Source organism: Janthinobacterium sp. LPB2021202312-11-4 (genome assembly GCF_037049705.1).
Classification (GTDB): domain Bacteria; phylum Pseudomonadota; class Gammaproteobacteria; order Pseudomonadales; family Pseudomonadaceae; genus Aquipseudomonas.
Map to the genome: position 1 here is coordinate 158250 of NZ_JBAGKV010000016.1, position 13464 is coordinate 171713.

A 13464-nucleotide genomic window follows, 5' to 3' on the forward strand; every position below is an offset into this window, starting at 1 on the left:
GGTTGTCATGTCGCACGTATCTGATTTGATCAGCGAGGACATCCTCGCCTACCTGGGCCAGCACGAACGCAAGGAAATGCTGCGCTTCCTGACCTGTGGCAACGTCGACGACGGCAAGAGCACCCTGATCGGGCGCCTGCTGCACGACTCCAAGATGATCTACGAAGATCACCTGGAAGCCATTACCCGCGATTCGAAGAAGTCCGGCACCACCGGTGACGACATCGACCTGGCGTTGCTGGTCGACGGTCTGCAGGCCGAGCGTGAGCAGGGCATCACCATTGATGTCGCGTACCGCTATTTCTCCACCGCCAAGCGCAAATTCATCATCGCCGACACCCCTGGCCATGAGCAGTACACCCGCAACATGGCCACCGGTGCGTCCACCTGTGACCTGGCGATCATCCTGATCGACGCCCGTTACGGCGTGCAGACCCAGACCCGTCGCCACAGCTTTATCGCCTCGTTGCTGGGCATCAAACACATCGTGGTTGCCGTCAACAAGATGGACATCAATGGCTTCGACGAAAGCGTGTTCGAGTCGATCAAGGCCGATTACCTGAAGTTCGCCGAAGGCATCGCGTTCAAGCCGACCACCATGGCCTTCGTGCCGATGTCGGCCCTGAAGGGCGACAACGTGGTGAACAAGTCCGAGCGCTCGCCGTGGTACACCGGCCAGTCGCTGATGGAGATTCTCGAGACCGTCGAGATCGCCAACGACCGCAACTACACCGACCTGCGTTTCCCGGTGCAGTACGTCAACCGTCCGAACCTGAACTTCCGTGGTTTCGCCGGCACCCTGGCCAGCGGCATCGTGCACAAGGGCGACGAAGTCGTGGTGCTGCCGTCGGGCAAGAGCAGCCGCGTGAAATCCATCGTCACCTTCGAAGGTGAACTGGAACACGCCGGTCCTGGCCAAGCGGTGACGCTGACCATGGAAGACGAGATCGACATCTCCCGTGGCGACCTGCTGGTGCACGCCGATAACCTGCCGCAAGTGACTGACGCCTTCGACGCCATGCTGGTGTGGATGGCCGAAGAGCCGATGCTGCCGGGCAAGAAATACGACATCAAGCGCGCCACGTCCTACGTGCCGGGTTCGATCACCAGCATCGTCAACCGCGTTGACGTGAACACCCTGGAAGAAGGTCCGGCCAGTTCGCTGAACCTGAACGAAATCGGCCGGGTCAAGGTCAGCCTCGACGCCGCCATCGCGCTGGACGGTTACGCGAGCAACCGCACCACCGGCTCGTTCATCGTCATCGATCGGTTGACCAACGGGACTGTCGCGGCGGGCATGATCATCGCTCAACCGCAGGCCCATGGCAGCAGCACGCACCACGGCAAACTGGCGCACGTCGCCACCGAAGAACGCGCTCAGCGCTTCGGCCAGCAACCGGCCACCGTGTTGTTCAGCGGCTTGTCCGGCGCGGGCAAAAGTACGTTGGCTTACGCGGTTGAACGCAAGCTGTTCGACCTGGGTCGTGCGGTGTTTGTACTGGATGGCCAGAACCTGCGTCACGACCTGAACAAAGGCTTGCCGCAGGATCGTGCCGGGCGTACCGAGAACTGGCGTCGTGCGGCGCACGTTGCGCGTCAGTTCAACGAAGCCGGCTTGCTGACCTTGGCGGCATTCGTTGCGCCAAGCGCCGAAGGGCGCGAGCAGGCCAAGGACCTGATCGGCAAGGAACGCTTGCTGACCGTTTACGTCCAGGCTTCGCCAGCGGTGTGCGCCGAGCGTGATCCGCAAGGGCTGTACGCCGCCGCTGGCGACAACATCCCGGGTGATTCCTTCCCGTACGACGTGCCGCTGGACGCCGACCTTGTGGTCGACACCCAGTCGCTGTCGCTGGAAGAAAGCGTCAAGCAAGTGCTCGACCTGCTGCGTCAGCGTGGCGCTATATAAGCGTTAGCCGACTATAAAAAACCCGCCGATGAGTGATCATCGGCGGGTTTTTTTGTGTCCTTCGGGTCGTCAAGATCGCAGCCTTCGGCAGCTTCTACAAGGGCAGGTGTACACCCGTAGGAGCTGCCGAAGGCTGCGATCTTTTGATCTTAAATGCCTGGATGCTCGCGGTGCATCTGCTCCAGCAACGCATCCTTGTCTTCCCACAACCGGTTGATCCAGCCCTGGAACTCCAGTCGGTATTCCCCATCCTGGTCGTAATTCTTGCCAATAAACTGCGGCGGAATCTTCAGCTCTTCAAAATTCACCACCACATCCTTCACATTCCCGCAGAGCAAATCCCAATACCCCGGACGCCCGCCCGGATAGTGAATGGTCACGTTGACGATCGACTCCAGTTGCTCACCCATCGCATCCAGCACAAACGCAATGCCGCCCGCCTTGGGCTTCAGCAAATACTTGAACGGCGACTTCTGCTGGGCATGTTTACCCTCGGTGAAGCGCGTGCCTTCGACGAAGTTGAAAATCCCCACCGGGTTGTTGCGGAATTTGTCGCAAGTCTTACGGGTGGTTTCCAGGTCTTTGCCTTTCTTCTCCGGGTGCTTTTCCAGGTAGGCCTTGGAGTAGCGCTTCATGAACGGAAAGCCCAGGGTCCACCAGGCCAAACCGATCACCGGGACCCAGATCAGTTCTTGCTTGAGAAAGAACTTCAGCGGCTGGATACGGCGGTTGAGCACGTATTGCAGGACCATGATGTCGACCCAGCTCTGGTGGTTGCTGGTGATCAGGTACGAGTGCTTATAGTCCAGCCCTTCAAGGCCTGAGAGGTGCCAGCGAGTGCGGCAGACCAGGTTCATCCAGGCTTTGTTGTTGCTGATCCAGGCTTCGTGGGTGTGGCTCATCAACCAAAGCGTAAAGCGTTGGGTGAGGGCGAACGGCAACACCTTGAAGATCGCCACGCAGAACAGAAACGAGCACAGCAAAAGGGTGTTCAGTGCCAACAGCAGCGAGGCGATCACGCCCCGCACGGGTGCAGGTAGGAATTGCAGCATTTAAAGATCCATAGGTCGGTTGGCAGCTTGAATCGCGGTCAACGCGATGGTGTAGACGATGTCATCGACTTGCGCGCCGCGCGGCAGGTCGTTCACCGGTTTGCGCAGGCCTTGCAGCATCGGCCCGAGGCTCACGCAGTCGGCGCTGCGTTGTACCGCCTTGTGGGTGGTGTTGCCGGTGTTCAGGTCCGGGAACACGAACACCGTGGCGCGACCGGCCACCTGGCTGTTCGGCGCCAGTTGCCGGGCCACGGTTTCGTTGGCGGCGGCGTCGTACTGCAACGGGCCGTCGATCAGCAATGAGCTTTGTTGTTCGTGGGCGAGCAACGTCGCTTCGCGGACTTTCTCGACTTCTTCGCCGCTGGCCGATTCACCGCTGGAGTAGCTGATCATCGCCACTCTCGGCGTGATGCCGAACGCAGCCGCCGAGTCGGCGCTTTGCAAGGCGATCTCGGCCAGTTCGCTGGCGCTCGGGTGCGGGTTCATCACGCAATCGCCGTAGACCAGCACTTCTTCCGGGAACAGCATGAAGAACACCGACGACACCAGGGTGCAGCCCGGTGCGGTCTTGATCAGTTGCAGGGCCGGGCGGATGGTGTTGGCGGTGGAGTGAATCACCCCGGACACCAAGCCATCGACCTCGTCCAGCGCCAGCATCATGGTGCCGATCACCACGGTGTCTTCCAGTTGCTGCTCGGCCATCGGCGCGTTGAGGCTTTTGGTCTTGCGCAAGGCAACCATCGGTTCGATGTAGTTACCGCGAATCAGGTCCGGGTCGAGAATTTCCAGGCCCGGCGGCAACTCGATGCCCTGGGCGCGGGCCACGGCTTCAACGTCCGCCGGTTTGGCCAGCAACACGCAACGGGCGATGCCACGGGCCTGGCAGATCGCGGCGGCTTGCACGGTCAACGGCTCGCTGCCTTCGGGCAACACGATGCGCTTGTTGGCGGCCTGGGCGCGCTGGATCAATTGATAGCGGAACACGGCCGGCGACAGGCGCATCTCCCGTGGCGTACCGCAACGCTGGTGCAGCCAGTTGGCGTCGAGGTGGCTGGCAACGAAATCGGTGATGATTTCCGCACGCTCGCGGTCGTCGATCGGGATTTCCTTGTTCAGGCCATTCAGCAGGTTGGCGGTTTCGTAGGAACCGGTGCTCACCGACAACACCGGCAAACCCGCCTGCAAAGCGCCACGGCACAGGTCCATGATTCGCGGGTCGGGCAGGGTATCGCTGGTCAGCAGCAGGCCAGCCAGGGGCACGCCGTTCATGGCGGCGAGGCTGACGGCGAGGATGATGTCGTCGCGATCGCCGGGCGTCACCACCAGCACGCCGGGCTTGAGCAACTCCACGGTGTTGCGCATGGTGCGGGCGCAGATGATGATTTTGGTCATGCGCCGGGTTTCGTAGTCGCCGGCATTGAGGATCTGCGCGCCCATCAGGTCGGCGACGTCGCGGGTGCGCGGGGCGTTCAGTTCCGGCTGGAACGGGATGCAGCCGAGCAAACGGAAATCACCACTGCGCAGCAACGGTGAGTGCTCTTTCAGGCGCGAGGCGAAGGCGTCCATGCTTTCCTCGGTCTTGACCTTGTTGAGGATCACACCGAGGACTTTCGGGTCTTTCGGGCCGCCGAACAATTGCGCCTGCAATTCCACCCGGCCGGAGAGTTCGGTCAGGGCTTCGCTTTCCGGGGCCGAGACCAGGATCACGTCGGCATCGAGGCTCTTGGCCAAGTGCAAGTTGACCCGGGCGGCGTAGCTGGCGCTGCGGGTCGGGACCATGCCTTCGACGACCAGCACGTCTTTGCCGACGGCTGCCTGTTGATACAGGGTGATGATTTCTTCGAGCAATTCATCCAGTTGACCGTCGCCGAGCATGCGCTCGACATGGGCCAGGCCCAGGGGTTGCGGCGGCTTGAGGCCGTGGGTGCGCGCCACCAGTTCGGTGGAACGCTCAGGGCCGGTGTCGCCCGGATGCGGCTGGGCAATCGGTTTGAAAAAGCCGACTTTGAGGCCGGCTCGCTCAAGGGTACGCACCAGCCCGAGGCTGATGGAGGTCAGACCCACACCAAAATCGGTGGGCGCGATAAAAAAAGTTTGCATGCGGATTCTCTGGAGGTGCATGGCAATGGCTGCGGCCTATGGCTGGCCGTCTACCGAAATTCAGTCGCCAAGGTTAGCGCTAACCGAGCCTTGTGCGCACCAACCGCAGTCAAAGGGTTGGCCTATTTTTTCAATACGTTGCAAAGGGTCCAGGACCCAGGCCCGGGATTGCCAGGGCGGCTGGTGGCGCAGGTGTTGGGTATGGCCGCAGGAAAGCTCGGCCACCCAGTGCCCATCCTCGTCCTGATGGAAACCGGTGGCGGTCGGGCCTTTGGCGTCGATCCGTCTGTCCGGGTTGTGTTCGCTTTCGGGCGATTGCTTCGCTAAACTCGCTCTTTCTATATTCTTCTGCAAAAGGTCTCGCCCCATGCTGATCGCCGCCAATAAGGCTGTCTCCATCGACTATACCCTGACCAACGACGCTGGTGAGGTCATCGACAGCTCCGCCGGCGGCGCGCCGCTGGTCTACCTGCAAGGCGCAGGTAACATCATCCCGGGCCTGGAAAAGGCACTGGAAGGCAAGAAAGTCGGTGACGAACTGACTGTCGCCGTAGAACCTGAAGATGCCTACGGCGAATACGCTGCCGAACTGGTCAGCACCCTGAGCCGCAGCATGTTCGAAGGCGTCGACGAACTGGAAGTGGGCATGCAGTTCCACGCTTCCGCGCCGGACGGCCAGATGCAAATCGTCACTATCCGTGACCTGGACGGCGACGATGTCACCGTCGACGGCAACCACCCGTTGGCTGGTCAGCGCCTGAATTTCCAGGTCAAGATCATCGACATCCGTGACGCCAGCCAGGAAGAAATCGCTCATGGTCACGTCCATGGCGAAGGTGGCCATCACCACTGATTTCTGCGCTAAGCTCAGATAACTGGAGAGGCGCCCGAGGGGCGCCTTTTTAGTCCGCGGCTGTCCCAGGCGGCACCGCCAAGTGGCTGTTTCGAGAAGAACACGGGAATTTGGAGTTCGTCATGAGTGCTTTCCACGACCTTAAATTGACAGCCCTGGATGGTCAGGAGCTACCTCTGGCGCCCTTCAAAGGGCACGTCGTGCTGGTGGTCAACGTGGCCTCCAAATGTGGTTTGACCCCACAGTACGCGGCGCTGGAAAACCTCTATCAGCAATTCAAGGGTCAGGGCTTCAGCGTACTGGGCTTGCCGTGCAACCAGTTTGCCGGCCAGGAGCCGGGCACCGAGCAAGAGATCCAGGAGTTCTGCAGCCTCAACTATGGCGTGACCTTCCCATTGTCCAGCAAGCTGGAAGTCAACGGCCACGATCGCCATCAGTTGTACCGTTTGCTGGCAGGCGAGGGCGCGGAGTTTCCGGGTGACATCACCTGGAACTTCGAAAAATTCCTGCTGGGCAAAGACGGGCGTGTGCTGGCGCGCTTCTCGCCACGTACGGCGCCGGATGATCCGACGATTATCCATGCCATCGAAAAAGCGCTGAGCTGACCCTCCCTTGTAGGAGCGAGGCTTGCCCGCGAAGACGGTGGTTCAGTCAACATCATCGTTGACTGAATTGACGCCTTCGCGGGCAAGCCTAGCTCCTACAACGTTTCCTGCCTTTTAGACCTTAATCACCGCAATCAATAGTGCTGTTCATGGCTGGCCACTCTCCATATTATCGCCGTCATAAAGTCTTTCCTCCGTGGAGCGTCCCATGCCCGTCAAAGCCCTGTTCAAACCGTTCCACCTCGGCAACCTCGAACTGCCGACCCGCGTCGTCATGGCGCCGATGACCCGCTCGTTTTCGCCGGGCGGTGTGCCCAATTCCAAAGTGATCGAATACTACCGTCGCCGCGCTGCTGCCGGTGTGGGCCTGATCATCACCGAAGGCACCACCGTCGGGCACAAGGCCTCCAACGGCTACCCGAACGTGCCACATTTCTACGGTGAAGCGGCGCTGGCGGGCTGGAAGAAAGTCGTCGACGCGGTGCACGCCGAAGGCGGCAAGATCGTTCCGCAACTGTGGCATGTGGGCAGCGTGCGCCGTATCGGCACCGAGCCTGACGCCAGCGTTCCAGGCTATGGCCCGTCGGAAAAATTGAAGGACGGTCAGGTCGTGGTTCACGGCATGACTCACCAAGACACCCAGGACGTCATCGCCGCGTTTGCCCAGTCCGCCAAAGATGCGCAAAGCATCGGTATGGATGGTGTGGAAATCCACGGCGCCCACGGTTATCTGGTCGACCAGTTCTTCTGGGAAGGCACCAACCAGCGCACCGACGAATACGGCGGCAGCCTGGCCAACCGTTCGCGGTTCGCCATCGAATTGATTCAAGCGGTGCGGGCCGCGGTAGGCGAAGGCTTCCCGATCATCTTCCGTTTCTCCCAGTGGAAGCAGCAGGATTACACCGCGCGCCTGGTGCAAACCCCGCAAGCGTTGGGCGAATTCCTCAAGCCGTTGTCTGACGCCGGCGTGGACATTTTCCACTGTTCGACGCGCCGATTCTGGGAGCCAGAGTTCGAAGGTTCCGACCTGAACCTGGCCGGCTGGACCCGCAAACTCACCGGCAAGCCGACCATCACCGTGGGCAGTGTTGGCCTGGATGGCGAGTTCCTGCAGTTCATGGTCAACACCGACAAAGTCGCGCAACCGGCCAGTCTGGAAAATCTGCTGGAGCGTTTGAACAAAGAGGAATTCGACTTGGTGGCGGTCGGTCGTGCGCTGCTGGTCGATCCGGACTGGGCGCAGAAAGTGCGCGATGGCCGTGAAGAAGACATCCTGCCGTTCAGCCGTGAGGCGTTGATGACGCTGGTTTAAGCGGCGGCTGTACTGACGCCATCGCGGGCAAGCCTTGCTCCTACGGATTTGAGTCGTGTCGACAGTGTGTGACCGACGCCTGACCTGTAGGAGCAAGGCTTGCCCGCGATGCTTTTAAGGCAGCAACGCCGCATCCGGCAGAGCCTGCCCCTGCATGCAAGCCCCCCGCAACTGCCCCTCAAACTGCTCGATAATCGCCCCCCAGCCCTGGCGACTCGCATGTTGGCGCGCATTGAGCCGCACGCAACGCAAGGTCTCTTTCTCCTCCAGCAGCCAGCGCGCCGCCTCGCAAAACGCAGCCTCATCCCCTGGCATCGCCAGCACGCCGTTGTAGCCATGGCGAATATGCTGACCCGCCGCCGCCAGATCGTAGGCCACCACGCCCAACCCCGAGGCCAGCGCCTCCAGCACCACATTGCCGAACGTCTCGGTCAGACTCGGAAACAGAAACACATCCCCGGACGCGTAGTGGCTGGCCAACGCTTCGCCGCGCTGTGAGCCGCAGAAGATCGCTTCCGGCAATTGCTTCTCCAGAGTCATGCGCAGCGGACCATCGCCCACCACGATCAACTTCAGGTTTCGCTGTGGATAAGTCGTTTTCAGCGTGTCGAAACTGCGCTTGAGCAACCCCAGGTTCTTTTCGTTGGCCAGACGTCCTACATGGATAACGGCGACGTCATCCTCGGCCAGTCCCCATTGCTCACGCAGCGCGTTCAGACGTTTTCTGGGGTGGAACAACAGGCTATCAACGCCACGGGACAACAGCGCCAAACGCTCGAAATGCCGACGCTCCAGTTCCATTCGCTGGCTGACGCTGGGCACCAGGGTCAGGGTCGAGCGATTGTGAAACCAGCGCAGGTAGTGGGTCAGCATTCGCGTCAGCAGGCCGAGCCCATATTGGTTGGTGTACTGCTGGAAATTGGTGTGAAAACCGCTGACCACCGAAATTCCCAGGCGCCGCGCCGCACGCAACGCCGACAACCCCAGCGGCCCTTCGGTGGCGATGTAGAGCACGTCGGGGCGCTGGCGTTTCCAGCGGCGCAGCAACTTATGCATCGACGACTGACCCCACTGCAATCCGGGATAACCGGGCAGCGGCCAGCCGCGACACAGTAGCAAGGAATCGTCGCTACCCAACTGCCGATCACAGCCCTGGCGCGGTCGTATCAGCTCGACCTGATGCCCGCGCGCGCGCAAACCGTCGCACAAGCGGCCGAGGGTATTGGCCACGCCGTTGATTTCCGGAGGGAAGGTTTCGGTGATCAGGGTGATATGCAGAGCTGTCGTCATGACCTCAGTGTCGGCTGAGGCCATGTCGCCATTGTGGCGTTTCGATGATGGATTTATGAACGACTCAGCGCTGGACCACCAGATTCTCCGCGCCGCGTTCACGCACCCAGAACAGCGTGGCCCCGGCCACGGCCGCCGGCATCATCAGAATGTTGACCACCGGGATCAGCAGCACGAGATAGACGATCCCGCCGAAACTCATGCTCTGCCAGCGTTTCTGGCGCAGCCAGGCGAGCATCTCGTTCCAGCCGAGCTTGTGGTTATCCGCCGGGTAGTCGATGTACTGGATCGCCATCATCCACACCCCGAACAGCAGCCACAGCGGCGCGGCGATGATGTTGACCACCGGGATGAACGACAGGATGAACAGCCCGATGGCTCGCGGCAGAAAATAGCCGAGTTTGCGCATTTCCCGGGCGAGGGTGCGGGGGATCATTTCAATCAGTTCACCCCAACTGAAGGACGGGAAGTCGTCGGTGCCGCGTACCACCACTTCGACTTTTTCTGCCAGGAAGCCGTTGAACGGCGCGGCGATGACGTTCGCGAGCATGGTGAAGGTGAAAAACACCATCAGCACCACCAGCACCACAAAAATCGGCCAGAGGATGTAACTGAGGAAACTCAGCCAGTCGGGCAGGGACGGCATCAGCGTATCGACCCACAGGCTGAATTGATGGCCGGCCAGGTAAATCAATCCGACGAACAGCACCAGGTTGATTGCCAGGGGCAATAACACGAACAAACGCAGGCCCGGGCTCAGGACCAGCTTGAGGCCTTCGCGCAAATATTGCGGGCCGGACAGAACAGGTGCGGGCATAACGTGCTCCGAGCAGAGGGGAAACGCGCCGACCTTACCGACTTTGCTTCACAGGTGAAAGCGCGGTCGCAGCATCGACATTCACTGTAACAAAGGCGTCTATAAAATCACGGTAGCGGGATAGAGACCGCCTATGAGCTGGATTGTTAAACCGTATTTCCTTAATCTTCGCCCCCTCGATACGCTGCACCCATTCTTTTTACAGGACTGTCGAGCTCAAGCCTTCCCCAAGTGCTTTCAACAGTCCTTTTTTTATTCCCGCCGGCAACCCGGCGTTCCGCGCCAGGAGTTTCGGGCCGGTCAACAGGAGCAGGTCATGTCTGAAGTCCGTCATTCGCGAGTGATTATTCTCGGTTCCGGCCCTGCCGGTTACAGCGCCGCGGTCTATGCCGCCCGCGCCAACCTCAAGCCGCTGCTGATCACCGGCATGCAGGCCGGCGGTCAACTGACCACCACCACCGAAGTCGACAACTGGCCCGGTGACGTCCATGGCCTGACCGGCCCGGCGCTGATGGAGCGGATGAAAGAGCACGCCGAACGCTTTGAAACCGAGATCGTCTTCGATCACATCAATGCCGTGGACTTCGCTGCCAAGCCGTACACCCTGACCGGCGACAGCGCGACTTACACCTGCGACGCCCTGATCATTGCCACCGGCGCCAGCGCTCGTTACCTGGGCCTGCCGTCGGAGGAAGCGTTCATGGGCAAAGGCGTTTCCGCTTGCGCCACCTGCGACGGTTTCTTCTACCGCAACAAGCCAGTGGCTGTGGTCGGTGGCGGTAACACCGCTGTGGAAGAAGCGCTGTACCTGGCCAACATCGCCAGCACCGTGACCCTGATCCACCGTCGCGAAACCTTCCGCGCCGAGAAGATCCTGATCGACAAGCTCAACGCACGGGTTGCCGAAGGCAAGATCATCCTCAAGCTGAACTCGAACCTGGACGAAGTCCTGGGCGACAACATGGGCGTGACCGGTGCTCGCTTGAAGAACAACGACGGCAGCTTCGACGAGCTGAAAGTCGACGGCGTGTTCATCGCCATCGGCCACACCCCGAACACTTCGTTGTTCGAAGGTCAGCTGACGTTGAAAGACGGCTACCTGGTGGTGCACGGCGGCCGTGAAGGCAACGCCACGGCAACCAACCTCGAAGGCATCTTTGCGGCCGGTGACGTGGCTGACCACGTTTACCGTCAAGCGATCACCTCCGCTGGCGCTGGCTGCATGGCGGCACTGGACGCCGAGCGTTACCTCGACGATCTGCAGAACGCTTCGTTCTGATTGCGTTGAACTGAAAAAACCGGCTTCGGCCGGTTTTTTTGTGCCCGCGACAAATTCGCTGAACCCGTAGGAGCTGCCGCAGGCTGCGATCTTTTGACCTTGGCCTTTTAGAGCAAAGTCAAAAGATCGCAGCCTGCGGCAGCTCCTACGGGGGGTTATGTTCAGGTCAGTTTTGCCAGGCATGCCTCAAGGATATCCAGGCCTTCCTCCAGCACACTGGCCTCGGTGGTCAGCGGCGCCAGCAGCCGAATGATGTGTCGCGACTTGCCGCTGGGCATCAGCAACAAACCCGCATCACGGGCCAAGGCCAGCAATTGTGTTAATTGCGCCGCTGCCGGCGTGCCGTCGGGGTTGCTCAGCTCAATGCCGCGCATCGCTCCCACGCCGGTCAAACGGCCCAGATATGGCGAAAGCTTGCGGGTGCGCCAAGCCTCGTAGCGGCTGACAATCGCTTCTTCCTGTTGCGTACCCCAGGCGTGCAGGTTCGCGTCAGTCATTTCATCGAGCGTCGCCAGTGCCGCCGCGCAGGCGATGGGATTGCCGGAATAGGTGCCGCCCAGCCCGCCCTTGGGCAAGGTGTCGAGCAATGCCTTGCGCCCGACCACCGCACCCAGCGGCACGCCGCCGGCAATGCTTTTGCCGAGGAGGATCAGGTCCGGCTCGATGCCCAGCCGCGAGAATGCAAAACGCTGGCCGGTACGGCCGAAACCGGACTGGATTTCATCGGCAATCAGCAGGATGTTTTTTTCGTCACAGAAGCGCCGCAGCGCTTGGGCGAACGCCACATCCATCGCCAGGAAACCTGCTTCGCCCTGCACCGGTTCGACGATAAAACAGGCCACGTCATCCACATCGATCTCGACGCTGAACAGCCGATCCATCGCCTTCAACGCCTCGGCGCAGGTCACGCCGTTGTCCTTGCTCGGGAAGGGCAGGTGGAACACCGGGCCCGGCAGCACGCCGACTTTCTGCTTGTAGGGCGCGACTTTGCCGTTGAGGTTGAGGGTGGCGAGTGTGCGGCCATGGAACGCGCCGTCGAACGCGATGACCGCCGTGCGATCGGTGGCGCCACGGACGATCTTCAGGGCGTTTTCCGCCGCTTCCGCGCCGCTGTTGGTGAGCATGCCGCTGACCGGGTAATCCACGGGAATAAACGCCGTCAGGCGATTCATCAGGTCGATGTAGGGCGCATGCGGGGCGGCGTTGAACGCGTAGTGGGTCAGTCGGGTGGCTTGGTCGCGGATGGCGTCGACGATGCGCGGGTGACAATGGCCGAGGTTCAGCACGCCGATGCCACCGACGAAGTCGATGTAGCGTTTGCCCTCGGTGTCCCAGACCTCGGCATTTTTGCCGTGGCTGAGCGTGACGGGATGAACGATGTTGATCGACCGACTGATGTTTTCGCTGCTCATGGAATGCCTGACTCAGAAGAAGGGTTGCTTCTTTTTATCTAAGCCGTGAGCGGCGGTGCCGGGCAAACGAAATAAAGTCGCCGGGTCAATCTTAAAAGTCGGGATGTGCCACCAATACCTGTAGGAGCACGGCTTGCCGGCGATGGCGTCCTTGAGACCGCTATCGCGAGCAAGCTTTGCTCCTACAAAAAAAGCTTAGCGGCGGGTCAAAGGTTGCTGAGTGAACTTAACGCCGGCCAACCCATGGGCAATCAACGCGCGGATATTGCCGTGATCGCTACCCTCTGGCGTCGCCACCACCGAACGGTAATGCTCACCAAATGCCAACAGCGCTTCTTCATCGCTCAAGCCTTCCAGCAGCGCCAGGCCCAACGTCTTGCACGAGCCTTCGTTCTGCCCGGCAGCGTTTTCCACGCCCCCATTGTTGAAGGCTTGTGGCTGATAGTCGTAACCGGCGGCGATGAACGCCAGGGTGTCGGCAAACAGGTGTTCGCCGCTGTTGAGGCTCTCGCGCAGGGTGTTCAAATCACTCATGTCTTCCGGCTCCGTCTTAACTGTTGCATGTGATATTCATAAAGATATTCAGGTAGTTACATATAGTAACTTGGGAGGGTGTAGGGAGCTTCAGAATATTTCGTGCCTGGTTGCTTGCTCCGTTTAGGCATCAGACCGTCCATACGCGAGCGCGAGCTATAGCCCCTGCGACACGCCATCAAATGCGATTTGTGTCCGAATAACATGCTGTCATTAGGAATTGCAGAGATTGATCTTTTCAATACTGTCTGATTTATGACGAAAAGCCGTTGTTCGAAAGGGATGAGTCGTTGATCACACCTAA

General features: G+C 60.3%; 12 protein-coding genes. 5 read left to right on the forward strand and 7 right to left on the reverse strand.

The features are described from left to right. Positions 1 to 7 precede the first annotated feature (7 nt). A complete protein-coding gene (gene cysN, locus V5E99_RS18350) occupies positions 8 to 1906 on the forward strand; it encodes a sulfate adenylyltransferase subunit CysN (protein WP_499803701.1) in 1899 nt (632 codons plus the stop codon). A 149-nt stretch (positions 1907 to 2055) separates the two neighbouring features. On the opposite strand, the gene yihG is transcribed toward cysN, so the two are convergent. Genes yihG through V5E99_RS18365 form a run of 3 tightly spaced genes read right to left on the reverse strand, consistent with a single transcriptional unit; the run spans position 2056 to position 5340 of the window. Beyond that, entirely contained in the window at positions 2056 to 2958 is a 903-nt protein-coding gene (yihG, locus tag V5E99_RS18355) for a 1-acylglycerol-3-phosphate O-acyltransferase, YihG family (protein ID WP_499803702.1), read from the reverse strand. Next, complete coding sequence (gene pta / locus V5E99_RS18360) at positions 2959 to 5058, reverse strand: phosphate acetyltransferase (RefSeq protein WP_499803703.1); 2100 nt, start codon at positions 5056 to 5058, stop codon at positions 2959 to 2961. It lies immediately after the preceding gene. 60 nt (positions 5059 to 5118) lie between these two features. Further along, positions 5119 to 5340 (reverse strand): DUF3565 domain-containing protein, encoded by a 222-nt coding sequence (locus V5E99_RS18365; protein WP_499803713.1) that lies wholly within the window; start codon positions 5338 to 5340, stop codon positions 5119 to 5121. A gap of 85 nt (positions 5341 to 5425) precedes the next feature. Here V5E99_RS18365 and V5E99_RS18370 point away from each other — a divergent pair, with 85 nt between their 5' ends. From V5E99_RS18370 to V5E99_RS18380, 3 genes are all read left to right on the forward strand, one after another. Continuing rightward, positions 5426 to 5911 carry an FKBP-type peptidyl-prolyl cis-trans isomerase gene (locus V5E99_RS18370; protein WP_201195774.1) on the forward strand — a complete coding sequence of 162 codons (486 nt, stop codon included), beginning with the start codon at positions 5426 to 5428 and terminating at the stop codon, positions 5909 to 5911. A gap of 122 nt (positions 5912 to 6033) precedes the next feature. Beyond that, positions 6034 to 6516: a glutathione peroxidase gene (locus V5E99_RS18375; protein WP_499803704.1), complete on the forward strand. Its 483-nt coding sequence runs from the start codon at positions 6034 to 6036 to the stop codon at positions 6514 to 6516. 208 nt (positions 6517 to 6724) lie between these two features. Next, positions 6725 to 7828 (forward strand): NADH:flavin oxidoreductase, encoded by a 1104-nt coding sequence (locus V5E99_RS18380; protein ID WP_499803705.1) that lies wholly within the window; start codon positions 6725 to 6727, stop codon positions 7826 to 7828. Between the two features lie 114 nt (positions 7829 to 7942). On the opposite strand, the gene V5E99_RS18385 is transcribed toward V5E99_RS18380, so the two are convergent. Beyond that, a complete protein-coding gene (locus V5E99_RS18385) occupies positions 7943 to 9118 on the reverse strand; it encodes a glycosyltransferase family 4 protein (RefSeq protein WP_499803706.1) in 1176 nt (391 codons plus the stop codon). 64 nt (positions 9119 to 9182) lie between these two features. Continuing rightward, positions 9183 to 9935 (reverse strand): sulfate transporter CysZ, encoded by a 753-nt coding sequence (gene cysZ, locus V5E99_RS18390; protein WP_499803707.1) that lies wholly within the window; start codon positions 9933 to 9935, stop codon positions 9183 to 9185. 316 nt (positions 9936 to 10251) lie between these two features. Here cysZ and trxB point away from each other — a divergent pair, with 316 nt between their 5' ends. Beyond that, positions 10252 to 11214 (forward strand): thioredoxin-disulfide reductase, encoded by a 963-nt coding sequence (gene trxB / locus V5E99_RS18395; protein WP_499803708.1) that lies wholly within the window; start codon positions 10252 to 10254, stop codon positions 11212 to 11214. 161 nt (positions 11215 to 11375) lie between these two features. Here the strand turns inward: trxB and V5E99_RS18400 are convergent, their stop codons facing one another. Then, the gene (locus tag V5E99_RS18400) at positions 11376 to 12626 is read right to left on the reverse strand and encodes a 2-aminoadipate transaminase (RefSeq protein ID WP_499803709.1); all 1251 of its coding nucleotides are present in this window, start codon (positions 12624 to 12626) and stop codon (positions 11376 to 11378) included. A gap of 195 nt (positions 12627 to 12821) precedes the next feature. Then, positions 12822 to 13160: a HopJ type III effector protein gene (locus V5E99_RS18405; protein ID WP_499803710.1), complete on the reverse strand. Its 339-nt coding sequence runs from the start codon at positions 13158 to 13160 to the stop codon at positions 12822 to 12824. Positions 13161 to 13464 lie beyond the last annotated feature (304 nt).

Coding starts and splice junctions, on each gene's coding strand:
- cysN (WP_499803701.1), top strand. CDS start 8: ATGTCGCACGTATCTGATTTGATCAGCGAGGACATCCTCGCCTACCTG.
- yihG (WP_499803702.1), bottom strand. CDS start 2,958: ATGCTGCAATTCCTACCTGCACCCGTGCGGGGCGTGATCGCCTCGCTG.
- pta (WP_499803703.1), bottom strand. CDS start 5,058: ATGCAAACTTTTTTTATCGCGCCCACCGATTTTGGTGTGGGTCTGACC.
- V5E99_RS18370 (WP_201195774.1), top strand. CDS start 5,426: ATGCTGATCGCCGCCAATAAGGCTGTCTCCATCGACTATACCCTGACC.
- V5E99_RS18375 (WP_499803704.1), top strand. CDS start 6,034: ATGAGTGCTTTCCACGACCTTAAATTGACAGCCCTGGATGGTCAGGAG.
- V5E99_RS18380 (WP_499803705.1), top strand. CDS start 6,725: ATGCCCGTCAAAGCCCTGTTCAAACCGTTCCACCTCGGCAACCTCGAA.
- V5E99_RS18385 (WP_499803706.1), bottom strand. CDS start 9,118: ATGACGACAGCTCTGCATATCACCCTGATCACCGAAACCTTCCCTCCG.
- cysZ (WP_499803707.1), bottom strand. CDS start 9,935: ATGCCCGCACCTGTTCTGTCCGGCCCGCAATATTTGCGCGAAGGCCTC.
- trxB (WP_499803708.1), top strand. CDS start 10,252: ATGTCTGAAGTCCGTCATTCGCGAGTGATTATTCTCGGTTCCGGCCCT.
- V5E99_RS18400 (WP_499803709.1), bottom strand. CDS start 12,626: ATGAGCAGCGAAAACATCAGTCGGTCGATCAACATCGTTCATCCCGTC.
- V5E99_RS18405 (WP_499803710.1), bottom strand. CDS start 13,160: ATGAGTGATTTGAACACCCTGCGCGAGAGCCTCAACAGCGGCGAACAC.